Here is a 23263-nt window from a genome sequence, read left to right as displayed (position 1 = left end):
GGAGCCGCTCGTCCCGCGCCGGTGCAGGCCCCGGCCCGCCAGGCCGGGGAAGGCCTCGCCGGGGGCAGGCCAGGTGCACCCCGCACACGGTGATCCGTGCGGAGCACACCCTCGGCGGCCTCCACGCCGCTATCCGGTGCGGAGCAGCACCCCCACGGGCAGCGCGCCGAGCAGGCCCGCCAGCCGGACCTCGCCCTCGTACGCGTCCCCGCCCGGCCCGTTTGCCCCCGCGGCCGGCGTCAGCGGGGCCCACCGCCCGGGCGGCAGCGGCAGGACGGTGTCCCGCCAGCCCCCCGCCCCGGCCAGCCGGTGCGACAGGCGGGTGGCCACCGCGACCAGCCCCCGCGGGCGGGCGAAGGCCAGGCAGTGCTCCGCGCCCGGCCCCCGGGCGGACAGCGGGGCGTAGCCGGTGAACAGGTCCGCCCTGTCGCGGCGCAGCCGCAGCAGGGCGGCGGTCAGGGCCAGCTTCTCCTCGGCGGGGTCCCGGGGAGCGCCCCCCGCGTCCAGCCGGGCCAGCGCCCGGTGCGGGAACTCGGCCGGGCGGCGGTTGTCGGGGTCGACCAGGGCCCGGTACTCGGTCTCGGAGCCCTGGTACACCTCGGGGACCCCGGGCATCGCCAGGTGCAGCAGCGCCATGCCGAGGAGGTTGGCGCGGGCCGCCCCGGCGAGGGCGGGCGGCAGGTCCAGGGGCTGCGGGGCATATCCGGCGACGCCCGCCTCGTAGGCCTCGTCGCGGTCGGTCCAGCTGGTGCGCAGGCCCGCCTCGCGGACCGCCTTGAGCAGGGCTTCGGCCAGCCGGGGCGCGGCCTGCGGAACCTCCCCGAGGCCCAGCGCGGTCTGCCGGGCCACCCAGGCGAGCTGGGGATCGGGGCCGGCGGCGCCGTCCATCAGGTGCGGGGCCTGGGACAGCACCGCGATGCGGGCCCGGACGTCCGCGCTGCGTTTGGTGTCGTGCGTCGAGAGCACCGTCCCGGAGGCGGGCCAGTTCCGTTCGAGCGCCGCGCAGTAGCTGTGGAACTCCTGCACCGGCACGGCCGGGCGGCCGGGGTCCCCGCCGACCTCGGTGGCCGACAGCAGGGGTGCGTACCGGTAGAAGGCCCGGTCCTCCAGGGACTTGGCGCGCAGCGCCGCGGAGGTCTGGGCGAAGCGGGCGGCGAAGGCGGGGTCCCGCAGCAGCAGGTCCCGTACGCCCGCGACGGCGGCGGCACCGGCCGTGGCGGCGGCCCGCTCCAGGGCCTGCGGGGCGGGTTCCGGGTCGCCGGGGTAGGGCCGGTAGACGGGATAGGCGATCAGCAGCTCCGTCACGGCCTCCTTCAGCTCCGGGCCGGCCAGCCGCTCCAGTGCGGCCAGTTCGGCGGCCAGGTCGCCGGTCAGCACCTCGCGGGCGCTGGCCGCGGCCGTCCGTTCCCAGGGCGGGACCCCGGTCTTCTCCGCGTAGCGCTGCGCCAGTTCGGCCGAGCCGTCCGGGTCGGTGAACACCCCGTCCACCCGGTGCAGCGCGTCGTACCCGGTGGTTCCCGCCACCGGCCAGTTCGGCGGGAGCCGTTCCTGGCGGGCCAGGATCTTCTCCACCACCACCCAGCAGCGCCCGCCCACAGCCGACCGCAGCCGCCGCAGGTACTCCTGCGGATCGGCGAGACCGTCCACGTGGTCGATCCGCAGCCCTTCCACGACCCCGTCCCGGACCAGCTCCAGCACCTTCGCGTGGGTGGCCGTGAACACCTCCGGGTCCTCGACCCGCACCCCGATCAGTTCCGAAATGGTGAAGAAGCGGCGGTAGTTGAGTGAGGTGCGGGCCTCCCGCCACCAGGCCGGGCGGTACCACTGCGCCGCCAGCAGCTCGGGCAGGTCCAACCCGCCGGTCCCCTCCCGGAGCGGGAACTCCTGCTCCCCGTAGCGCAGCACCTCCCCGTCGGCCTCCAGGGCGCAGGACTCCACCGGGCCGGCGAGCACCGGCAGCAGCAGCTGCCCGCCGCCCGCCTCCCAGTCGATGTCGAACCACCGGGCGTACGGGGAGTCCGGCCCGTTCCGCAGCACCTCCCACAGCGGCCGGTTCAGCCGCAGGGGCGTCGGGACCGCCATGTGGTTCGGCACGATGTCGAGCACGACGCCGAGCCCGTGCTCCCGGGCGAGGCCGGCCAGCTCCCGCAGGCCCGCCTCCCCGCCCAGCTCGGCGCGCACCTGCGTGTGGTCGGTGACGTCGTACCCGTGCGCCGAGCCGGGCACCGCCTCCAGGACGGGGGAGAGGTGCAGGTGGGACACGCCGAGGGAGGCCAGGTACGGGACGGCGGCCCCGGCCGCCGCGAAGGTGAACCGGGGGCCCAGCTGGAGGCGGTAGGTCGAGGCCGGGGTGACAGGTTTCGGAACATCGGATTCCGTGTGCATGCGTGACAGCGGCTGGCTCATGAGAACGTACGTACCCAGCCTGCCGGATTCCGTGCCATTACCCAATGCATCCGGGTGACTGCACCGGGTTAACGTGCCGCAGGTGGTTGGAACCGTCAACACCTATCGAAGAGTCATCGCCCTGACCGGGCCCCTACTCCCCCTCATCTCGTTCCTCGCCCGACTGCCCGTCGCGATGTCCCAGTTCGGGAGCGTGCTCCTGGTCGCCCAGACCAGTGGCTCCCTCGCCACCGCCGGCACAGTCGGCGGCATCCTCTCCGCCGGCCAGGTGGTCTTCGGACCCGTCCTCGGCAGGCTCGCCGACCGCCACGGCCAGCGGCCCGTCGTGCTGACCGCCGCCGCGGTCAACGCCGTCGCCACCGCCGCCCTCGTCGCCGGAGCCCTCGGCGGCCTCGGCACCGTCCCGCTCGCCGCGATCGGAGCCGTCACCGGCGCCTCCGTCCCGCTGATCGGGCCCCTCGCCCGGACCCGCTCCGTCGCCCTGGCGCACCGCCAGGGCGCCGATGAGAGCGTCGTCGGCGCCGTCCACTCGCTCGAAGGCACCCTGGACGAGGTGTCGTTCGTCTTCGGACCCGCGCTCGTCGGCCTCGCCGCGCTCGTCGCCCACCCGGCCGTCGCCCTCGCCGGCGCGGCCGCCCTCGTCGCCGTCTTCGCCAGCGCCTACGCCCTGCACCCGACCGCCGCCGTCACGGCCGGGTCCCCGGCGCAGCCGCGGGGCGGGGCGGCCCGGGCCGGGAAGGGCCGTCCCCGCCCGCCCGGGGTGGTCCACGCCGTCCGCGGCTCGCTCGCCCTCCAGGGCGCCATGTTCGGCGGCTGCCAGGCCGGGATCGCCGCCCTGACCGCCCAGTTGGGCGTACCCGGACAGGCCGGGATCGTCTACGCCGCGATGGGCGTGGTCAGCGCCGCCGTGGGACTCGCCCTCGGGGCGCTGCCCGCACGCTACGGGCTGCGCCTGCGCTGGCGGGCGGCCACGGGAGCCGCCCTCGTCCTCTCGGTGCCCCTGCTCTTCACCGAGGCCCTGTGGCCGCTGTACGCCGTCGTCACCGTCCTCGGGGCCGCCTACGCCCCGCACCTGATCACCGCCTTCGCCCTCACCGAGCGGGCCGTGGAACCGGCCCGGCTCGCCGAGTCGATGGCCCTCGCCGCCAGTTCCCTGGTCGCCGGGCAGGCCGTCGCCCTGGCCGTCTCCGGACGGCTCGCCGAGTGGTACGGGCCGCCCGGGGCCTTCGCGGTGGCCGTCGGCGCCGCCGCGCTGAGCCTGATCCTCGCCCTCGCCACCCGGGTGCCCGCCGACCGTACGCACGGCACGCCCTTCGTCCCCGCGCCGAAGGCGGCCTTCCCGGGCGCGGGCGGGAACTCCGCCTACGCCGGCCGCTGAAGCACCACCAGGCACCGTCCCGTCAGGGCCACCCGGTCCCCGGCCGCGTACTGCGGCCCGGTGCCGGGTGGCAGGACGTCGGCCCGGGCCGTGTCCACGACCAGGCGCCACTCGGCCCCGTGCCCGGCCGGGACCGTGAAGTCCTGCGGATCGGATCCCGCGTTGAACATCAGCAGGAACGAGTCGTCCGTGATCCGCTCCCCCCGGGTCCCCGGCTCCGAGATCGCCTCCCCGTTGAGGAACACCGTCAGGGCCCGCGCGTGCTGCGCCTGCCAGTCCCGCGCCCGCATCTCCTCGCCGTGCGGGGTGAACCAGGCGATGTCCGAGAGCTCGTCGTGCGTGCCCTCCACCGGCCGCCCGTGGAAGAAGCGGCGCCGCCGGAAGACCGGATGGTCCCGCCGCAGCCACACCATCTGCCGGGTGAACTCCAGCAGCGACGGCGCCGGTTTGCCCGGCTCGGGCCAGCGCACCCAGGACAGTTCGTTGTCCTGGCAGTACGCGTTGTTGTTGCCGTCCTGGGTACGGGCGAACTCGTCGCCGTGGCTCAGCATCGGCACGCCCTGCGACAGCATCAGCGTCGCGATGAAGTTGCGCATCTGGCGGGCCCGCAGCTCCAGGATCTCCGGGTCCTCCGTCGGACCCTCGGCCCCGCAGTTCCAGGACCGGTTGTGGCTCTCGCCGTCCCGGTTGCCCTCGCGGTTGGCCTCGTTGTGCTTCTCGTCGTAGGAGACGAGGTCGTGCAGGGTGAAACCGTCGTGACAGGTCGTGAAGTTGATGGACGCCAGCGGGCGCCGCCCGTCGTCCTGGTACAGGTCCGACGAGCCGGTGAGCCGCCCCGCGAACTCCGCGAGCGTGCGCGGCTGCCCCCGCCACAGGTCCCGTACGGTGTCCCGGTACTTGCCGTTCCACTCGGTCCACAGCGGCGGGAAGTTGCCCACCTGGTAGCCGCCCTCGCCCAGGTCCCAGGGCTCGGCGATCAGCTTCACCTGGCTCACCACCGGATCCTGCTGCACCAGGTCGAAGAACGAGGACAGCCGGTCCACCTCGTGGAACTGGCGGGCCAGCGTTGCCGCCAGATCGAAGCGGAAGCCGTCCACGTGCATCTCCGTGACCCAGTAGCGCAGCGAGTCCATGATCAGCTGGAGCACGTGGGGGGAGCGCATCAGGAGCGAGTTCCCGGTGCCGGTGGTGTCGGTGTAGTGCCGCATGTTGTCCGACAGCCGGTAGTACGAGGCGTTGTCCAGCCCGCGGAAGGACAGCGTCGGCCCCAGGTGGTTGCCCTCGGCCGTGTGGTTGTAGACCACGTCCAGGATCACCTCGATGCCCGCCTCGTGCAGCGCCCGCACCGCGGACTTGAACTCCAGCACCTGCTGGCCCCGGTCCCCCGAGGCGTAGCCGTTGTGGGGGGCGAAGAAACCGATCGTGTTGTAGCCCCAGTAGTTGCTCAGCCCGTCGTCGACCAGACGGTGGTCGTGGACGAACTGGTGTACGGGCATCAGCTCCAGCGCCGTCACCCCGAGCTTGGTGAGGTGCCCGATGACCGCCGGGTGCGCGAGCGCCCCGTACGTGCCGCGCAGCTCCTCCGGAAGGTCCGGATGGCGCATGGTGAGGCCCTTCACGTGGGCCTCGTAGAGCACCGTGTGGTGGTACTCGTGGCGCGGTGGCCGGTCGTTGGCCCAGTCGAAGTACGGGTTCACCACCACCGAGCTCATGGTGTGCGGGGCCGAGTCCAGGTCGTTGCGGGAGTCGGGCCGTCCGAAGTGGTAGCCGTAGACCGCCTCGCTCCAGTCGACGCTGCCGCTGACGGCCCGCGCGTACGGGTCCAGCAGCAGCTTCGCCGCGTTGCACCGCATGCCGCGCTCGGGCTCGTACGGCCCGTGGACCCGGAAGCCGTAGCGCTGGCCCGGCATGATGCCGGGAAGGTAGGCGTGCCGCACGAAGGCGTCCGTCTCGCGCAGCTCGACGGCCGTCTCCGAGCCGTCGTCGTGCAGGAGGCACAGCTCGATGCGTCGGGCGGCCTCGGAGTAGACCGCGAAATTGGTGCCCGCGCCGTCGTAAGTGGCGCCGAGCGGATACGCCTGTCCCGGCCAGACCTGCATAGACAACGACTCTTCCCTCGGTGTCGGAGGTCCCGGCTGACCCGGCGTGGACCACGTCCCTGCCAGATCTTCCCCGAAAGAGGGGCCCCACGCGTGGACTTGCAATGCTCCTGCCGGGTGACCCGGAGAGCTGATATGCGGGTCAGTGGACTGTCCGGGCATCGGATAATGGGTCAACGGACAGCCGGTGTGCGGGCCATCGGGCTGCACCGGGACGCGCGCGCGGAGTACCCTTCCGTGATCACTGGAGACGGGCGTCCAGACGCAGAAGGCGGTGCACGGGTGAGCTCGGGAGGTCTGGAGCTGCCCCCTGGTGACAGCGGTCACGAGGGCGGCCCGGCGGACGCCCCAGGAGGTGTCTCCGGGGGCGTTCCGGCCGGAGCGGTCTCCCTGGCGGGCGGGCCGGCGGCGGGCGGAGGCGCCGCGGGCGCACGGACCGGGGCCGAGCTGGACTGGGGAGCGGACGCCTGGAGCGAGGTCCGGACCCGGGCGCAGCGGGCGGGCCGGGCCTACATCTGGCTCAACCTCATCGAACAGCGCCTGCGGTCGGTGGTCGGCGCGGTACTGCGTCCGATCTACGAGCCGGTGCACGGCGGGGACGACTGGGTGGTCGCCGCCGCCGGCCCCGCCGGGCAGGAGTGGGTGCAGCGGGCCGTGGCCGTGCGCGAGGTCAGCCGGCGCAAGGGCTACCTGCTCGACTCGGCCGACGACAACGTGCTGAGCTTCCTGACGCTCCCGCAGCTGAGGGAGCTGATGGTCCAGCACTGGCCCTGCTTCGAACCGTACTTCGACGACCGGCGCGAGATCGAGCAGGCCCTCGACGAGCTGGAGGTCACCCGCAACGTCGTCTCCCGCAACCGTGCGCTGTCGCGCGCCGTCCTGGAGCAGGCGGAGCGGGCCTCGGCGCGGCTGCTGGAGGTGCTGGGCGGGGGCGCGGGCAGCCCGTCGGCGGACCGGCTGCCCATCGACGCCGTCGAGGACCTGGTGGGCGACCGGTACGCGGACGTCATCTCGGTCCACCCCGACCGGGTGCGCCTCCAGCGGCAGCTCCCCGCCGAGGACCTCTTCGGCGGCGCGCGCCGGCTCGACGCCATCGGCATAGGCCTCAACCTGCTGGTGCAGAACTTCTCGGGCCGAAGACTCGTCCGGCTCTCGGAGGCCGGCTGCCGGGTCCGGCTGCTGTTCCTGAACCCGGCGAGCAGCGCCGTGAAGCGGCGCGAGCGGGAGCTGCGGCTGCGCAAGGGCGAGCTGAGCCGCTCGGTCGAGATGAACATCCTGCACGTGCGACGGGTGCGGGCGGGGCTGCGGGACCCCTCCCGCTTCGACATCCACGTCTTCGACGAGACCCCGCGCTTCACCGCCTACCTGGTGGAGGGCGAGTCCTCCGGCATCGCGGTCGTGCAGTCGTACCTGCGCCGGGCCCGCGGCATGGAGGCGCCGGTGCTGGTCCTGCGCGGCGGCGGGCGCGGCGTACCGCAGGACGCGGAGCACGGTCTGTTCACGACCTACCGCGAGGAGTTCGAGTCGGTGTGGGAGGACTCCCGGCCGGTGTCCTGACCCGCGGGGAACGGACCGGGGCCCACGGCCGGGGCGGCGCGGGCCCGGGGGACCCGGCGGGTTCGGCGGACCCGGCGGCCTGCTTGTCAGTGCCCCGTGTCAGGCTGAAAGCCGTTGACCGATCGGTACGGGGGGAAGGGCGCGGCATGGGGGACTGGCACGGCGGTGAGGCGTACGGCGCCGTGGGCGGGGCGGCGCGAGCCGTGACCGGACACGGCCGGCGGGGGGTCCGGCGATGAGCTGGATCAGCGGACCGCTGGCCGCCTTCGACCTGGAGACCACCGGAACCGACGTGGAGACCGACCGCATCGTGACGGCGGCCGTCGTACGGCTGGACCCGGACGGGACGGTCGCGCAGGAGCGGACCTGGCTGCTCGATCCCGGAGTGGCGATACCCGAGCAGGCGTCGGCCATCCACGGCATCTCGACGGAACACGCCCGCGCGCACGGGGTGCCGGCCGCCGCGGCGGTCGAGGAGATCGCCCGGGCCGTCGCCGAAGGACTGGGCTCCGGGACGCCCCTGGTGGTGATGAACGCCCGGTACGACCTGTCCCTGCTGGACCGCGAGTGCCGCAGGTACGGGGTGGCGTCGGTCAGCGAGCGGCTGGGCGGCGTGCCCTCGCCGGTCATCGATCCGCTGGTGATCGACAAGCACGTGGACAAGTACCGCAAGGGCAAGCGGGCCCTCCACGCGCTGTGCGCGCACTACGGGGTGTCCCTGGAGGACGCGCACGACGCGCGGGCCGACGCCGTGGCCGCGGCCCGGGTGGTGCGGAGCATGGGCGAGCGGCACCGGCCGGTCGGGGTGATGGCCCTGGCCGATCTCCAGCAGCTCCAGGTGCGGGCGGCGGCCGAGCAGTCGGTCTCCCTCCAGGGCTACCTGCGGCGCACCGCGGATCCCGCCGCGGTCGTCGAACCCGCCTGGCCGCTCATTCCCCGCCCGCGCTGACCGCCGGGCCGCGCCGGCGGGACCACCCGGCCCGGTCCTGCTCCGGCCCGGTGCCGCGTGCGGACGCCACGGTCCGGTCAGAAGGGGTGCCAGCGCATTTTCCGGTCGCCGTCCCGGAGGGAGGCGACGCGGCGGCGGAACTCGGCGAGGGCCTTCGGGTCGGCCCGTGCGTGCTGGGAGACCCAGGCGCAGCTGGCCGTTTCGCGGGCGCCGCGCAGGACCGTGCAGCCGGCCCAGTCGCGGACGTCCCAGCCGTACGCCGTGACGAAGGAGCCGTAGTCCGCGGCGGGCAGGCCGTACCGGTCGCGGGAGAGGGCCATGACCACCAGGTCGTGTTCGCGCAGATCGGCCGACACCGTCTCCAGGTCCACCAGGACCGGGCCGTCCGGGCCCACGTGGACGTTGCGGGGCAGGGCGTCGCCGTGGACGACGCCCGGGGGCAGGTGCGGGGTCAGGGCCGCCACCTCGGCGGCGTAGGCGTCGCGGCGGGCCCGCAGGTAGTCCGCGTCCGCCGGGTCCACGGCGTCACCGGCCAGCCGCAGCCAGCGCTCCACCCCGCCCAGCAGGTCCCGCGCGGGCAGGGCGACGGGCGGCGCGGGCAGGGCGTGGAGACGGCGGAGCAGCGACGCCAGATCGGCGGGGCCCGCCGGGCGGACCGCGCCCGGGAGCCGGTGCCAGAGCGTCACCGGGTGCCCGTCCACCAGCCGCGGGGTCGTCTCGGCCGCGCGGACCGCGGGGATGCCGGACTCCGCGAGCCAGCCCGCCACCCCGAGCTCCCGGGCCGCCCGCGCCAGCAGCGCCTTCTCCCGGCCCACCTTCACCACCAGCTCGCCGACGGCGAACACGGCGTTCTCGCCGAACGCGAGCAGCTCCGGCTCCCGGCCCGCCCCCGCGGTCAGGCCCGCTGTCTTCAGTACGTCCCTGGCCTGCGCCTCGTCCATGGCGTTCGTCTCGTCCTTCGCCGGATCGTCGTGAATCCGCCAAGTCTCGCACCCCGGCGTGCGGTCCCTTGACGCGCCATCAGGGCGTGCGCACGATGGCCGAGGAGGATCCTGACGGTCCACCCGGAAGGCGGGTACACGTGACCTCGGCCATCACCTCCCCGCCGCGCCGCCGAAGCGGCCACGGGGCCTGGTTCCTGGTCCTGCCCGCGCTCCTGCCGATCCTGCTGCTCAGCGTCGGGCCGCTGGTGTACGGCGTCGCCCTCGCCTTCACCGACGCACAGTCCGGCCGGACCTCCCCCACCCAGTGGGTGGGGCTCCTCAACTTCCAGGACCTGCTGCACGACCGGCTCTTCCTGGAGTCGTTCCGTATCGGCCTGGTGTGGGCGGTGGGGGTCACCGTCCCGCAGTTCCTGCTGGCCCTCGGTCTCGCCCTGCTGCTCGACCAGAAGCTCCGCTTCCGGTGGCTGGCCAGGGCGCTGGCGATCATCCCCTGGGCCATGCCCGAGGTGGTCGTCGCCGTCATGTGGCGGCTGGTCTACCACCCCGACGCGGGGGTGCTCAACGACACCCTGGCCGGCCTCGGCCTCGCCGGGGACACCGACTGGCTCAGCGGCCTGGCCACCGCCCTGCCCGCGGTCGTCGTGGTCGGCATCTGGGCGGGCATGCCGCAGACCACCGTCGCCCTCCTCGCGGGCCTGCAGAACACCCCGCACGAACTCCACGAGGCCGCCGCGCTCGACGGGGCCGGGGCCTGGCGCCGGTTCCTGACCGTGACCTGGCCGGCGCTCAAGCCGGTGGCGCTGTCGATCACCGCGCTCAACTTCATCTGGAACTTCAACTCCTTCGCCCTGGTCTACGTACTGACCAGCGGCGGGCCCGGCGGCCGCACCCGGCTGCCCATGCTCTTCGCGTACGAGGAGGCCTTCCGGTACGGCCAGTTCGGGTACGCGGCCGCCATGGGATGCGTGATGGTCGCGGTGGTCTCGGTCCTGCTCGCCGTGTACCTGGCCGGACGGCTCCGGGGAGGAGACACCTGATGGGTTCACCTGACAGCCGCACCCGCAGCCGCACCCGCAGTCCCGGTCCCGTCCGGGGCCCGGACCACCGCCGCGGTGGTCGCCCCGGCCGGGGCCGGGTCCGCGCCGCGCAGTACGCCGCGCTCGGCGCCTACCTGGTCTTCCTCGCCTTCCCCTTCCTGTGGCTGCTCTCCACCGCCCTGAAGCCCCCGCGCGAACTCGGCAGCCTGGACCCCGCCTGGATCCCGCGCGACCCCACCCTCGGCAACTTCCGCCAGGCCTTCGCCGAACAGCCGCTGCTGCACGCCGCGTTCAACAGCCTGACCGCCGCCCTGTGCGCCGCCGTCGTCGCGGTCGTGCTCGCCACCCCGCTGGCCTTCGTCCTCGCCCGCCGCCGCGGAAGGACGGCCACCGCCGTCACCGGCTGGGTCGTGGTCAGCCAGGCCTTCCCCTTCGTCCTGGTGATCATCCCGCTCTTCCTGCTGCTGAGGAACCTGCGGCTGGTCGACTCCGTGCCGGGCCTGGTCCTCGTCTACGTCGTGTGGTCGCTCCCGTTCGCGCTGTGGATGCTGGTCGGGTACGTCAGGGCCGTGCCGCCGGAGTTGGAGGAGGCGGCCGCGGTGGACGGGGCCGGGCGGCTGCGCACCCTCGTCTCGGTGGTCGCGCCCCTGCTGGCGCCGGGGATCGTGGCCACCGCGCTCTTCGCCTTCGTCACCGCCTGGAACGAGTTCTTCTTCGCCCTGGTCCTCCTCAAGAGCCCGGAGCAGCAGACCTTGCCCGTCGTCCTGACCCATTTCCTGGGAGCCGAAGGGGCGGCCGACCTCGGCCCGCTCGCCGCAGCGGCGTTCCTGGCCACCCTGCCGTCCCTGGTGGTCTTCTCGGTCATCCAGAAGCGGATCACCGGCGGCCTGTCGGCCGGGGCGGTGAAGAGCTGATGGCGCAGGAACGCCCGGCGCGGCGCATCGTTCGCGGGCCCGCCCGCGGCAGCGCGCTCCTCACCGCCCTCGTCCTGCTGCTCGCGCTCTGCGGATGCTCCGGGGGCGCCTCCGGCCCCGCGGGGCCGGACCGGCCGGTGCGGCTGCGCTTCCAGTCGCTCGCCTGGCAGAAGGAGTCCGTCGACGCCAACAAGGCCCTGGTCGCCGAGTGGAACGCCACCCACCCCGGCATCCAGGTCCAGTACGTCCAGGGTTCCTGGAGCAGCGTCCACGACCAGCTGCTGACCTCCTTCGAGGGCGGTGAGGCCCCCGACGTCATCCACGACGCCTCCGACGACCTCGCCGACTTCGCGTACGGCGGCTTCCTGGCCGACCTGAGGCCGCTGCTCTCCGAGCGGCTCAAGACCGACATCCCGGCCCGCAGCTGGGAGGCCACCACCTTCGGCGCGGACGGCGGGGTGTACGGGGTCCCCTTCCTCCAGGAGCCCAGGGTGCTGATGGCCAACACCGCACTGCTGCGCGCCTCCGGCATCCGCATTCCCACCCCCGAAGCCCCCTGGAGCTGGGCGGAGTTCCGTACCGCGGCCCAGCGGCTCACTGCCGACGGGCGGTACGGGGTGGCCTGGCCGCTCAAGGACCCCGTCTCCGCGACCCTCAACCTCGGCCTGTCCGCGGGGGGAAGGCTCTTCCACCGTGCGGCCGACGGCCGGGCCGTCATCCGCTGGGACGAGGGCGACTCCGTCGTGCCCGCCACCGTCCGGGCCCAGATCCACACCGACCACAGCGCGGCCCGGACCACCCTCGGGATGGGCGGCTCCGACACCCTGCCCGGATTCTTCGGCGGCAAGTACGCCATGGTCCCGCTCGGATTCTCGTACCGCCAGCAGATCGTCCAGCAGGCCCCGGCCGGGTTCGAGTGGCAGGTGCTGCCGCCGCCGGCCGGGGCGGACGGCCACCACGGGCTGCTCCAGGGGGTGAGCCCGCAGACCCTGTCGATCGCCCGGGACAGCCCGTACAAGAAGGAGGCGGCCGCCTTCATCGACTTCCTGCTGAGCCCGGCCAACATGGTCCGCCTCGCCCGCGGCGACTGGATGCTGCCGACGGGCACCCGGGCGCTGGCCGATCCCGCCCTGCGCACCCCCGAGTACGGCTGGGCCACGGGCGCGGCGCTCGCCCCGGGGCTGCGCCCGGCGCCCGCACAGGCGGTACGGGGATATCCGGAGTGGAAGGACAAGGTGGCGACTCCCGCGCTGCAGGAGTTCTACAGCGGTGCGATCGACCTCGATGAACTGGAGAAACGCCTGGTCAGGGACGGAAATCGGGTCCTGGCCCGGTACCAGCGCTGAGTGGGCGGCGCGGAATCGGATTGCACGAGACGTCTCGTCTCGTTATGGTCGGGGCATGACTTCAGCCAAGCCCGCACACATCGCCATGTTCTCCATCGCCGCCCACGGGCACGTGAACCCGAGCATCGAAGTGATCCGGGAACTCGTCGCCCGCGGCCACCGGGTGAGCTACGCCATCCCCGCCGCCTTCGCGCAGAAGGTCGCGGGGACCGGCGCCACGCCGGTGATCTACCGTTCCGTCCTGCCCACCGACGACGACCCGGAGGCCTGGGGCACCGAGCTGATCGACCATCTGGAACCCTTCCTGAACGACGCCGTCCAGGCGCTGCCCCAGCTCGCCGCCGCCTTCGAGGGCGACGAACCGGATCTCGTCCTGCACGACATCACCTCCTACCCGGCGCCCGTCCTCGCCCACCGCTGGGGCGTGCCCGCGGTCTCCCTCTCCCCGAACCTGGTCGCCTGGGAGGGGTACGAGGAGGAGGTGGCCGAGCCGATGTTCGCCGAGCTGAAGGCCTCCGAGCGCGGGCAGGCGTACTACGCGAAGTTCGCCGCCTGGCTCACGGAGAACGGCCTCGGCGACCAGGTCGACCGGTTCCAGGGCCGCCCGCGCCGCAGCCTCGTCCTGATCCCCGAGGCGCTCCAGCCCCACGCCGACCGGGTCGACAGGTCCGTGTACACCTTCGTCGGGGCCTGCCAGGGCGAGCGCGCCGAGCAGGGCACCTGGCAGCGTCCCGACAGCGCCGAGGGCAAGCGGGTCGTGCTGGTCTCGCTCGGCTCCGCCTTCACCAGGCAGCCCGCCTTCTACCGGGCCTGCACGGACGCCTTCGCGGACCTCCCGGACTGGCACGTCGTCCTGCAGATCGGCAAGTTCACCGACGAGGCCGAACTCGGCCCGGTCCCCGCCAACGTGGAGGTCCACCGCTGGGTTCCCCAGCTGGACATCCTGCGCCAGGCCGATGCCTTCATCACCCACGCGGGTGCCGGCGGCAGCCAGGAGGGCCTCGCCACCGGCACCCCGATGGTCGCCGTCCCCCAGGCCGTGGACCAGTTCGGCAACGCCGACATGCTGGTCTCGCTCGGAGTCGCCCGGCACGTCCCGATGGACCGGGCGGACGCCGCGACCCTCCGCGAGGCCGTCCTCGCCCTGGCCGGCGACCCGGCGGTCGCCGCCCGCTGCCAGGCCGTCCGGGCCCGGACGGCTGCCGAAGGCGGAACCCGGCAGGCCACCGACCTGATCGAGGCCGAACTGTCGTAGGGGCGGCCTAGGGTGCCCCCATGACGAAGAGGACCGGGACGAAGAAGTACGCGGCACTGCTGCGCGGGATCAACGTCGGCGGGAGCAGGAAGGTCCCCATGGCGGAGCTGCGCACCGTGCTGGAGGGGCTCGGCCACGGCGAGGTGCGGACGTACCTCCAGAGCGGCAACGCCGTCTTCAGCAGCGCGGGCGGGGACCCGGCGGCGCTCGCCCGGGAGCTGGAGGCGGCCGTCGAGGCCCACTTCGGCTTCCGGGTGGCCTGCCTGGTGGTGGACGGGGAGTACCTGCGCGCCGTCGCGGAGGCCTGCCCCTTCCCGGCCGCCGAGCTGGAGGGCAAGCAGCTCCACGCCACCTTCTTCTCCGAACAGCCCGGCGGGGAACGGTTCGCCGCCGTCGACGCGGCGGCGTTCCTCCCCGAGGAGTACCGGATCGGCGACCGCGTCCTCTACCTCTACGCCCCGGACGGCCTGGGCCGCTCCAAGCTGGCCGAGGCCCTCGCCCGGCGCACCGTCGTCAAGGACCTCGACGCGACGACGCGCAACTGGAACACCGTCACCAAGCTCGTGGAGCTGACGCAGGACTGACCGCCCACCGCCCGGCCGGCGCCCGCACCGGGACCTGGCCGCCCGGCAGGAGCACCGCCCCCGGCCGCGGGAGGGCGCTGCCGTGTGCGCCCGCCCACCGCCGCACCTGGACTCAGGCCAGCGCGTCCAGCAGCGCCACTTCGCGGGCGGTGAGGCGGACGGTGGCCGCGTCGAGGTTCTCCGCCAGGTGCGCCGGGGAGCCCGTGCCCGGGGTGGGGCACAGCACGGGGGAGTGGTGCAGCAGCCACGCCAGGGCGATCTGGCCCGGGCCCGCGCCGTGGGCGGCGGCCACCGCGGTGACGGCCGCAGCGCCCTCCCGGGTCAGGGCGCCGCCGCCCAGGGGGTAGTACGGGAGGAAGGCGATCCCGTGCGCCTCGCACAGCGCGAGCACCTCCGCCGAGCCGCGGTCCATCAGGTTGTACGGGTTCTGCACGGAGGCCACCGGGACCGACTCCCGTGCCAGCCGCAGTTCTTCGGCGGTCACCGTGTCCAGGCCGATGTGCCGGATCTTCCCCTCCGCCCGCAACCGGGCCAGCGTGCCGAGCTGTTCCGCCATCGGCACCGCCGGGTCGAAGCGGTGCAACTGGTAGAGGTCGATCCGCTCCACCCGCAGCCTGCGCAGGCTCGCCTCGCACATCGCCCGCAACTGCTCCGGGCGGCCCGCGAGGTGCCACTCGTCGGGCCCGGTCCGCACCACCCCGCCCTTGGTGGCGACGACCAGCTGCTCCCCGTACGGGTGCAGGGCGTCGGCGATCAGCTCCTCGGCGAGGTCCGGCCCGTAGTTGTCCGCGGTGTCGATGAGGGTGACCCCCCGCTCCACCGCCGTACGCAGCAGCTCCATGGCTTCGGACCGGCCCCCGCGCGGGCCCCAGTAGCCGGGGCCGACCAGGCCCCCCGTACCGAGCCCGAGCCGCCGTACCGGAAGGTCCCCGCCGAGAGCGAACGTCGTGTGCGCCATGCCCCGACGGTAGCGCAGGGCGCGGGATGTGCCAGGCTCGTGCGCATGCGGTACATCATCATCGGCGCGGGCGCGGTAGGCGCCACCATCGGCGGACGGCTCGCGGGGGCGGGCGGCGAGGTCGTCCTCGTCGCGCGCGGCGCGCACGCCGAAGCCCTGCGGGCGGACGGACTCCGCCTCACCACGGCCGACGGGACGCGGGTGCACCGGCTGCCCGTCGTCTCGGAACCGGCCGGACTGGGCGAGCTGCGCTCCGACGACGTGCTGCTCCTCGCGGTGAAGACCCAGGACGCCCTCGCCGCGCTCGACGCGTGGGGCGACGCGGAGGTCGCGGGCGGCGGCACGGCGGCGCAGCGGCTGCCGCTGCTGTGCGCGCAGAACGGCGTGGAGAGCGAGCGGCTGGCCCTGCGCCGCTTCGCCCGGGTGTACGGGGTGTGCGTATGGCTGCCCGCCACCTTCCTGGAACCGGGTGTGGTCTCGGCGCTGTGCACGCCCCGGACCGGCATCCTGCACCTGGGCCTGGCGGCCGGCGGCGCGGACGACCGGGCCCGGCGGATCGCCGCCGACCTGGAGAAGGCCGGCTTCGAGGCGCCCGTGACCGAGGACGTGATGCGCTGGAAGTACGCCAAGCTGCTCGGCAACCTGGGCAACGCCGTCCAGGCGACGACCGGCCCGGAGCCGGATCCGGCGAAGGGGGCGCTGCTGCTGCGGGCCGTCCGCGAGGCGAAGGCCGCCTTCGCAGCCGCGGGCATCGCCTACGCCTCCGAGGCGGAGCAGGCCGCCGCGCGCGACGGCAAGGTGGACCAGCCGGCGGGCGTCCGGGGCGGATCCTCCTGGCAGAGCCTGGCCCGGGGGACGGGAACGGTGGAGGCGGACTACCTGAACGGGGAGATCTGCCTGCTGGGCCGCCTGCACGGGGTGCCGACCCCGGTCAACGACGTCCTGCGGCACGCGGCGAACATCTTCGCGCGCGAAGGCCTGCCCCCGGGTGCGATGTCCGTCGAGGACCTGACCGCCCTGGCCGACGAGGCCGCGGCCCGCGCCTGAGGCCGGCCGTGACCGCCGGGCCCCCGGTCGGCAGCTTGCGGGGGCCGGTACCCGTGTCACGGGCTACGCGGTCAGGGCCGGGAGCCTCGCCGGCGCGGACGCGGCCGCGTCGTAGCGGCGCAGCAGCAGCGTGGCCAGTTCCGGGGCCGCACCCAGGACGCCCGCGAGGACGTCCGCGCCGGCGGCCTCGGCGCCGGCGGCGATGCGGTCCGGGAGACGGCCGGGCGCGATGACGTACGGAGCCACCGCCACCCGCTCGAACCCCTCGGCGCGCAGGGCCCGTACGGCGTCCTCCGTACGGGGCAGAGCAGCGGAGGCGAACGCAGGCCGCACGGCGCACCAACCGGTGTGCCGCCACTCCCGCGCGGTTTCAGCGATCACTGCGATCGCCTCCGGGTCCGTGGAACCGGCGGACGCGAGCACCACCGCGGTGGTGGAGCGGTCCGCCGGGGTGAGGCCGGCTTCGGTGAGCCGGCTGTCGAGGGCGCCCAGCAGGAGCGGGGACGGCCCGAGCACGTCCGCCACCCGTACCGACAGCCCCGGCAGGCGCGAGGCCGACTCGGCCAGTGCGGCCGGGATGTCGGACTTCGCGTGGAAGGCGCGGGTCAGCAGCAGCGGCAGCGCCACGACCTCCCGTACGCCGGACAGGTAGAGGGCGGACAGGGCCTGCCCGACCGACGGCGTGTTGAAGTCGAGGAAGGCCGTCTCCACCCGCAGCCCGGGCCGCAGTTCCCGCGCCCGCCCGGTGAGGGCGTGCACGGTCTCCGCGTGCCGCGGGTCGCGGCTGCCGTGGGCGATGACGAGCAGGGCGGGTGCGCTGGACACGGGACTCAGCTCCTGGCCAGCAGGCCGCGGCTGCGCAGCACCCACCGCTCGACCGGGCTGAAGATCAGCAGGTCGATGGCGATGCCGACGACCAGGATCAGGATGATCGCGAGGAACACGCCCGGCAGGTCGATGTTGTTGCGGCCGTTCTCCAGCAGCTGCCCCAGTCCCAGACCCAGGTCGGGGGAGCTGGCGATGATCTCGGCGGCCATCAGGGACCGCCAGGAGAAGGCCCAGCCCTGCTTCAGACCGGCCAGGTAGCCGGGGAGCGCGGCCGGCATGACGATGTGCCGCGCGCCGCGCAGGCCGGTGGCGCCCAGGGTGCGCCCGGCCCGCAGGAACAGCGGCGGGACCTGGTCGATGCCGGAGACGAGGCCGTTGGCGATGGAGGGGACCGCGCCGAGCAGGATGACCGTGTACATCATGGCGTCGTTGAGACCGAACCAGAGCACCGCCGGGGGCACCCAGGCGACCGACGGCAGCGACTGGAGGCCCTGCAGGATCGGGCCGATCGCGGCGCGGACGAACTTCACCCGGGCGACGATCAGGCCGAGCGGGGTGCCGATGGCCAGGGCCAGCAGGAAGCCGAGCAGACCGCGGGAGACGCTGGTCCAGATGACCTCCAGCAGGGTGCCCTTGAGCCACATGTCGGACAGGCTGTCCCACACGGAGGACAGGGCGGGCAGCTTGGTCTCGTCGGTGACCTTCGCCGCGACGAGGATCTGCCAGACCACCAGGACGAGTCCGACGGCCAGGAGCGGCGGCAGGACCTTCTTGGTGAGGACCTCGCGGACCGGGGTGCGGTGGGTCTCGACGGCGTCGAGGGCGTCCAGGCCGGCCTCCAGGCCGGCCAGGTCGTCGCCCTTGGCCGGGACCTTCGGGGTGGTGTCAGTGCTGGCCATGGCGGCGGATCTCCCCACGCAGGTGTTCAGTGATCTCCAGGGACAGCTCCGCGACGTCCGCGTCCTCGATGCGGCGCGGCTGCGGGATGTCCACGGTCCATTCCTTCGCGATCCGGCCGGGCCGCGAGGAGAGCAGGACCACGCGCTGGGCGAGGCGGACGGCCTCGCGCACGTTGTGGGTGACGAAGAGGACGGACAGGCCCGTCTCGGCCCAGATGCGGGTGAGTTCGCCGTGCAGCACGTCGCGCGTGATGGCGTCGAGGGCGGCGAAGGGCTCGTCCATGAGGAGGAGCCGGCTGTCCTGGGCGAGGGCGCGGGCCAGGGCCACGCGCTGGCGCATGCCGCCCGACAGTTCGTGGACGCGCTTGCCGTACGCGCCGCCGAGGCGGACCAGCTCCAGCAGCCGCTCGGCCTCCGGACGGCGCTCGGCCTTGGGCACCCCGCGCAGCCGCAGGGCGAGTTCGATGTTCTTGCCCGCGGTCAGCCACGGGAAGAGGGCGTGCTCCTGGAACATGAGCGCCGGGCGGCCGCCGGGGGTCTCGATGGACCCCACGGACGGCTTGTCCAGGCCCGCGACCAGGTTCAGCAGGGTGGACTTGCCACACCCTGAGGCCCCCAGGATGGTGACGAACTCTCCGGGAGCGACATCGAGGCTGATGTCGTCCAGGACGAGCTGCGATCCGGCCCGGCCGGAGAAGGACTTCGAGACGTGCGCGATACGGGCGGCGTGCGTCTGCTCCGCTACGGTGCCCTCGGCAGCCTTGGCAAGCGTGGTGGCCATGGTCGTCACCTCCTGGGGATTGCTGGACTTGCGGGTTACTTGGCGCCGAGACCGGCGTCGGAGACCTCGGGCTTGCCGGCAGCCTTCAGGACCTTGTTCAGGAGCGTCAGGTCGTAGATGCCGGCCAGCTCGGGCTGCTCGATGAGATTGGCCTTGACGGCCCAGTCGGCCTGCGTCTTCAGCGTCGCGGCCAGCGGGTCGTCGGTGATCGCGATGCTCGGCCACGCCGGGTCGATGATCTTGGCGTCGAGCGGCTTGCCGCCTTCCGCCTCCAGCTTCGCGTTCGCCGAGGCCTTCGCCTTGTCCGGGTTGGCGTTGATCCACTCGTTGGTCTTCACCGTGCCCGTCAGCACGGCCTCCACCACGTCCGGGTGCTCCTTGAGGAACTTCTGCGACACGATGACGTTCGTGATCACGAACTTCTTGTCGGGCCACAGGGCGGTCTCGTCGAGGAGGACCGAGCCGCCGTCGGAGACGAGCTTGGAGGCCGTGGGCTCCGGCACCCAGGCGCCGTCGATCGAGCCCGACTTGAAGGCGTCCGGGGTCACCTTGTTGTCCGTGCGGACGACGGAGACGTCACCCTTGCCGGACTCCGGGTCGACCTTCCAGCCCTTCTCGGAGATCCAGTTGAGGAACGCGACGTCCTGCGTGTTCCCCTTCTGCGGGGTGGCGATCTTCTTGCCCTTGACGTCGTCCAGGGTCTTGATCTTGTCCGGGTTCACGACGAGCTTCACGCCGCCGGAGGCGGAGCCGGAGACGATCCGCAGGTTGGAGCCCTTGGACTTCACGTAACCGTTGATCGAGGGCGAGGGGCCGATGAAACCGATGTCGAGGGAGCCGCCGTTGAGGGCCTCGATCTCCGACGGGCCCGCGTTGAACGCCTGCGCCTTGATCTTGGTGCCGTTCAGTTCCTTCTCGATCAGGCCTTCCTGGAGGCCGACCAGAGCGGTGGCGTGCGTCAGGTTCGGGAAGTACCCGATGCGGACCTCGGATGCGGAGAGCTTCCTGCCCGCGTCGGCCACGCTGGCGGCCTTGTCCTCGGGCGCGTCCTTCTTGGCCTCGGAGCCGTAGCCGCAGGAGGCGAGTGCGCCGATCAGCAGCGGCAGGGCGGCCGCGGCGACGAGGCCGCGGCGCAGGGTGGTGCGGGTGGTGCGGGTGGCAGGCACGGGAGGTCTTCCTCTCGTGACGTCGTCATCTCATGACGCACGTCTTCGTCTGTGGAGCAGGGCCGGGTACAGCTGGTGGAGGGTGAGGGCGCGACTGCGGGATGCCGTCGGCGATGCAGTCATCGCGCACATCGCGCCACCCCTCCCTGGCCGCTGCCGAGGTGGCCGCTGCCTACGCGGCCGCCCTCCTTGGCGAAGGTGGAGAAGATGTCGGCGAACATGATCTAGAAGTCCCACCCTTCTTCATCCGCCTGGACGGTCGTCTCGGCCTGGGAGGCGAAGGACTCGCCCGCCATGCCGGCCGCCAGGGTGGTCCCGTCCGCCGGGTCGATCAGCAGGAAGGAACCGGTGCGGCGCGAGTCGGCGTAGGCGTCGAGCGCGAGCGGCTCGGCGGTACGGACGACCACGCGGCCGATGTCGTTGGCCACCAGCTGACCGGGGTCCGGATGCTGGGACAGGTCGTCCAGGGTCAGCCGCGAGGGGATCTCCTTGACGATCGCCTTGACCGTGCGCGTCGTGTGCTTGATCAGCACCCGTGCGCCGACCGAGAGGGGCTGGTCCGCCACGTGGCAGACCGTGGCCTCGACGTCCTGCGTGGTCGCCGGGGCGCTCGCGGACGGCGCGATCAGGTCGCCGCGCGAGATGTCGATGTCGTCCGCCAGCCGCAGCGTCACCGACTGCGGGGCCCAGGCGATGTCCACGCTCTCGCCGAGCGCGTCGATCCCCACGACGGTGCTGGTACGGCCCGAGGGCAGGACCGTCACGGCCTCGCCGACGCGCAGCACGCCGGAGGCGATCTGGCCCGCGTAGCCGCGGTAGTCGGGGTGCTCGGCGGACTGCGGACGGATCACGTACTGCACGGGGAAGCGTGCCGGGCAGGCGGTCAGGTCGTGGCTGACCGGCACGGTCTCCAGGTGCTCCAGGACCGTCGGGCCGCCGTACCAGTCCATGTTCGCGGAGGGCTCGACCACGTTGTCCCCGGCCAGGGCCGAGATCGGGATCGCGGTGATCTCCGGCACGCCCAGGTCCGAGGCGTACGCGGTGAACTCCTCGGCGATCGCGGCGAAGACCGACTCCTCGTAGCCCACCAGGTCCATCTTGTTCACGGCGAGGACCACGTGCGGCACCCGCAGCAGGGCCGCGACGGCGGCGTGCCGGCGGGTCTGCTCGATCACGCCGTTGCGGGCGTCGACCAGGACCACGGCCAGGTCGGCCGTGGAGGCACCGGTGACCATGTTCCGGGTGTACTGCACGTGCCCCGGGGTGTCCGCGAGGATGAACCGGCGGCGCGCGGTGGCGAAGTAGCGGTACGCGACGTCGATGGTGATGCCCTGCTCCCGCTCGGCCCGCAGGCCGTCGGTGAGCAGCGCGAGGTCGGGCGCCTCCTGGCCGCGCTGGGCGGAGACGGCCTCGACGGCCTCCATCTGGTCCGTCAGGACCGACTTGGAGTCGTGCAGCAGCCGGCCCACCAGGGTGGACTTGCCGTCGTCGACGGAGCCGGCGGTCGCGAAGCGCAGCAGCGTGGTCGCCGAGAGGTCGGCGAACTGCTCTGTGGTGCTGGACATTTCTAGAAGTACCCTTCGCGCTTGCGGTCTTCCATCGCGGCCTCGGACATCTTGTCGTCGGCGCGGGTCGCGCCCCGCTCGGTGAGGCGCGAGACGGCGATCTCGGCGATCACGGCGTCCAGCGAGGCGGCGTCGGAGTCGACGGCGCCGGTGCAGGACATGTCGCCGACGGTGCGGTAGCGGATGAGACGCGTCTCGGGCGTCTCGCCCTCCTTCGGACCGCCCCACTCGCCGGCCGTCAGCCACATGCCGTTGCGCTGGAAGACCTCGCGCTCGTGGGCGAAGTAGATCTCCGGCAGCTCGATGCCCTCGCGGGCGACGTACTGCCACACGTCCAGCTCGGTCCAGTTGGAGAGCGGGAAGACGCGCACGTGCTCGCCCGGTGCGTGGCGGCCGTTGTAGAGCTGCCACAGCTCGGGGCGCTGACGGCGCGGGTCCCACTGCGAGAACTCGTCGCGGAGGCTGAACACCCGCTCCTTGGCGCGGGCCTTCTCCTCGTCGCGGCGGCCGCCGCCGAAGACGGCGTCGAACTTCAGCTGCTGGATCGCCTCGGTCAGCGGCACGGTCTGCAGCGGGTTGCGGGTGCCGTCCGGACGCTCGCGCAGCTTCCCCGCGTCGATGTAGTCCTGGACGGACGCCACGTGCAGGCGCAGGCCGTGCTTCTCGACCGTACGGTCGCGGTACTCCAGCACCTCGGGGAAGTTGTGGCCCGTGTCGACGTGCAGCAGGGTGAACGGCACCGGCGCCGGCGCGAACGCCTTCAGCGCCAGGTGCAGCATGACGATGGAGTCCTTCCCGCCGGAGAACAGGACCACCGGCTTCTCGAACTCGCCCGCCACCTCGCGGAAGATGTGCACGGCCTCCGACTCGAGGGCGTCCAGGTGCGACAGCGCGTAGGGCACGGACCCGGAAGAATTGTTCGCAGCGTCGTGGACGTGTGCGACGGTCGTCGTCATGCCAGACCCCTCTCGGTGAGCAGCGCGTGCAGGGCCGAAGCCGACTCCTGCACGGACTGCGTGTGCGACTCGATACGGAGGTCCGGGGACTCCGGCGCCTCGTACGGGTCGTCGACCCCGGTCAGACCGGAGATCTCGCCCGCCGCCTGCTTGGCGTACAGGCCCTTCACGTCACGCTCCGAGCAGACCTCCACCGGGGTGGCCACGTGGACCTCCAGGTACGAGGTGCCCTCGGCGGCGTGCCGCTTGCGGACGGCCTCACGGCTGTCCGCGAACGGCGCGATCACCGGTACCAGCGCCTTGACGCCGTTGCTCGCGAGGAGCTCGGCGACGAAGCCGATCCGCTGCACGTTGGTGTGCCGGTCCTCCCGGGAGAAGCCCAGGCCTGCGGAGAGGAACTCGCGGATCTCGTCGCCGTCGAGGACCTCCACCCGGTGGCCCTCGGCGCGCAGCCGTTCGGCCAGCGCGTAGGCGATGGTGGTCTTGCCCGCGCTCGGCAGCCCGGTCAGCCACACGGTGGCGCCCTGGTCGCTCACGCTCATCTGCTTCTTCTCCGTCGGTTCCGTGGTGTTCGTCATCAGCCGTGCGCTCGTC

General features: G+C 73.2%; 19 protein-coding genes and 1 pseudogene. 9 read left to right on the top strand and 11 right to left on the bottom strand.

What is annotated here, in order from left to right:
• Positions 1–129: 129 nt before the first annotated feature.
• A complete protein-coding gene (gene treY / locus ACFWUZ_RS09690; protein WP_384369883.1) occupies positions 130–2385 on the bottom strand; it encodes a malto-oligosyltrehalose synthase in 2256 nt (751 codons plus the stop codon).
• A gap of 103 nt (positions 2386–2488) precedes the next feature.
• Here treY and ACFWUZ_RS09685 point away from each other — a divergent pair, with 103 nt between their 5' ends.
• On the top strand, positions 2489–3784 hold the full coding sequence (locus ACFWUZ_RS09685) for an MFS transporter (RefSeq protein WP_384369880.1): 1296 nt from the start codon (positions 2489–2491) through the stop codon (positions 3782–3784).
• On the opposite strand, the gene glgX is transcribed toward ACFWUZ_RS09685, so the two are convergent.
• Positions 3769–5883, bottom strand: coding sequence for a glycogen debranching protein GlgX (gene glgX, locus ACFWUZ_RS09680; RefSeq protein ID WP_384370315.1), 2115 nt, complete (start codon positions 5881–5883; stop codon positions 3769–3771). The genes ACFWUZ_RS09685 and glgX overlap by 16 nt on opposite strands.
• 282 nt (positions 5884–6165) lie before the next feature.
• Between glgX and ACFWUZ_RS09675 the strand changes: the two genes are divergently transcribed.
• Complete coding sequence (locus ACFWUZ_RS09675) at positions 6166–7440, top strand: SAV2148 family HEPN domain-containing protein (RefSeq protein WP_384369877.1); 1275 nt, start codon at positions 6166–6168, stop codon at positions 7438–7440.
• Between the two features lie 235 nt (positions 7441–7675).
• On the top strand, positions 7676–8389 hold the full coding sequence (locus ACFWUZ_RS09670; RefSeq protein WP_384369874.1) for a 3'-5' exonuclease: 714 nt from the start codon (positions 7676–7678) through the stop codon (positions 8387–8389).
• Between the two features lie 77 nt (positions 8390–8466).
• Here the strand turns inward: ACFWUZ_RS09670 and ACFWUZ_RS09665 are convergent, their stop codons facing one another.
• Positions 8467–9330: a phosphotransferase enzyme family protein gene (locus tag ACFWUZ_RS09665; protein WP_384369871.1), complete on the bottom strand. Its 864-nt coding sequence runs from the start codon at positions 9328–9330 to the stop codon at positions 8467–8469.
• Between the two features lie 95 nt (positions 9331–9425).
• Here ACFWUZ_RS09665 and ACFWUZ_RS09660 point away from each other — a divergent pair, with 95 nt between their 5' ends.
• The 5 genes and pseudogenes from ACFWUZ_RS09660 to ACFWUZ_RS09640 all read left to right on the top strand — a co-directional run bounded on the left by ACFWUZ_RS09660 (position 9426) and on the right by ACFWUZ_RS09640 (position 14469).
• Positions 9426–10370 carry a carbohydrate ABC transporter permease gene (locus ACFWUZ_RS09660; protein ID WP_384370312.1) on the top strand — a complete coding sequence of 315 codons (945 nt, stop codon included), beginning with the start codon at positions 9426–9428 and terminating at the stop codon, positions 10368–10370.
• A complete protein-coding gene (locus tag ACFWUZ_RS09655; protein WP_384369868.1) occupies positions 10370–11284 on the top strand; it encodes a carbohydrate ABC transporter permease in 915 nt (304 codons plus the stop codon). The genes ACFWUZ_RS09660 and ACFWUZ_RS09655 overlap by 1 nt, the downstream gene beginning before the upstream one ends.
• Complete coding sequence (locus ACFWUZ_RS09650) at positions 11284–12630, top strand: ABC transporter substrate-binding protein (protein ID WP_384369865.1); 1347 nt, start codon at positions 11284–11286, stop codon at positions 12628–12630. The genes ACFWUZ_RS09655 and ACFWUZ_RS09650 overlap by 1 nt, the downstream gene beginning before the upstream one ends.
• Before the next feature lie 14 nt (positions 12631–12644).
• Positions 12645–13885 (top strand): annotated as a pseudogene (mgt, locus tag ACFWUZ_RS09645) (macrolide-inactivating glycosyltransferase).
• A gap of 20 nt (positions 13886–13905) precedes the next feature.
• A complete protein-coding gene (locus ACFWUZ_RS09640; RefSeq protein WP_384369862.1) occupies positions 13906–14469 on the top strand; it encodes a DUF1697 domain-containing protein in 564 nt (187 codons plus the stop codon).
• 112 nt (positions 14470–14581) lie between these two features.
• Here the strand turns inward: ACFWUZ_RS09640 and ACFWUZ_RS09635 are convergent, their stop codons facing one another.
• Complete coding sequence (locus tag ACFWUZ_RS09635; RefSeq protein WP_384369859.1) at positions 14582–15427, bottom strand: aldo/keto reductase; 846 nt, start codon at positions 15425–15427, stop codon at positions 14582–14584.
• A 45-nt stretch (positions 15428–15472) separates the two neighbouring features.
• Here ACFWUZ_RS09635 and ACFWUZ_RS09630 point away from each other — a divergent pair, with 45 nt between their 5' ends.
• A complete protein-coding gene (locus ACFWUZ_RS09630) occupies positions 15473–16474 on the top strand; it encodes a ketopantoate reductase family protein (protein ID WP_384369856.1) in 1002 nt (333 codons plus the stop codon).
• Between the two features lie 63 nt (positions 16475–16537).
• On the opposite strand, the gene ACFWUZ_RS09625 is transcribed toward ACFWUZ_RS09630, so the two are convergent.
• The 7 genes from ACFWUZ_RS09625 to cysC form a co-directional block, all read right to left on the bottom strand.
• Positions 16538–17299, bottom strand: coding sequence for a sirohydrochlorin chelatase (locus tag ACFWUZ_RS09625; RefSeq protein ID WP_384369853.1), 762 nt, complete (start codon positions 17297–17299; stop codon positions 16538–16540).
• 5 nt (positions 17300–17304) lie between these two features.
• Positions 17305–18201, bottom strand: a complete 897-nt coding sequence (locus ACFWUZ_RS09620) for an ABC transporter permease (RefSeq protein WP_384369850.1) — start codon at positions 18199–18201, stop codon at positions 17305–17307.
• A complete protein-coding gene (locus ACFWUZ_RS09615; protein ID WP_384369847.1) occupies positions 18188–18982 on the bottom strand; it encodes an ABC transporter ATP-binding protein in 795 nt (264 codons plus the stop codon). Before ACFWUZ_RS09615 ends, ACFWUZ_RS09620 begins: the two co-directional genes overlap by 14 nt.
• A 35-nt stretch (positions 18983–19017) precedes the next feature.
• Positions 19018–20148 (bottom strand): aliphatic sulfonate ABC transporter substrate-binding protein, encoded by a 1131-nt coding sequence (locus ACFWUZ_RS09610; RefSeq protein ID WP_384369845.1) that lies wholly within the window; start codon positions 20146–20148, stop codon positions 19018–19020.
• 224 nt (positions 20149–20372) lie between these two features.
• A complete protein-coding gene (locus ACFWUZ_RS09605) occupies positions 20373–21713 on the bottom strand; it encodes a sulfate adenylyltransferase subunit 1 (RefSeq protein ID WP_384369842.1) in 1341 nt (446 codons plus the stop codon).
• A 2-nt stretch (positions 21714–21715) separates the two neighbouring features.
• Complete coding sequence (cysD, locus tag ACFWUZ_RS09600) at positions 21716–22669, bottom strand: sulfate adenylyltransferase subunit CysD (RefSeq protein ID WP_384369839.1); 954 nt, start codon at positions 22667–22669, stop codon at positions 21716–21718.
• Positions 22666–23211 (bottom strand): adenylyl-sulfate kinase, encoded by a 546-nt coding sequence (cysC, locus tag ACFWUZ_RS09595; RefSeq protein ID WP_215148038.1) that lies wholly within the window; start codon positions 23209–23211, stop codon positions 22666–22668. The genes cysD and cysC overlap by 4 nt, the downstream gene beginning before the upstream one ends.
• Positions 23212–23263 lie beyond the last annotated feature (52 nt).

The organism is Streptomyces sp. NPDC058646 (assembly GCF_042716875.1).
In the GTDB taxonomy this organism is placed as follows: domain Bacteria; phylum Actinomycetota; class Actinomycetes; order Streptomycetales; family Streptomycetaceae; genus Streptomyces.
The sequence above is the reverse complement of the archived record's forward strand: the minus strand, read 5'-3'. Positions and strand labels throughout refer to the sequence as shown.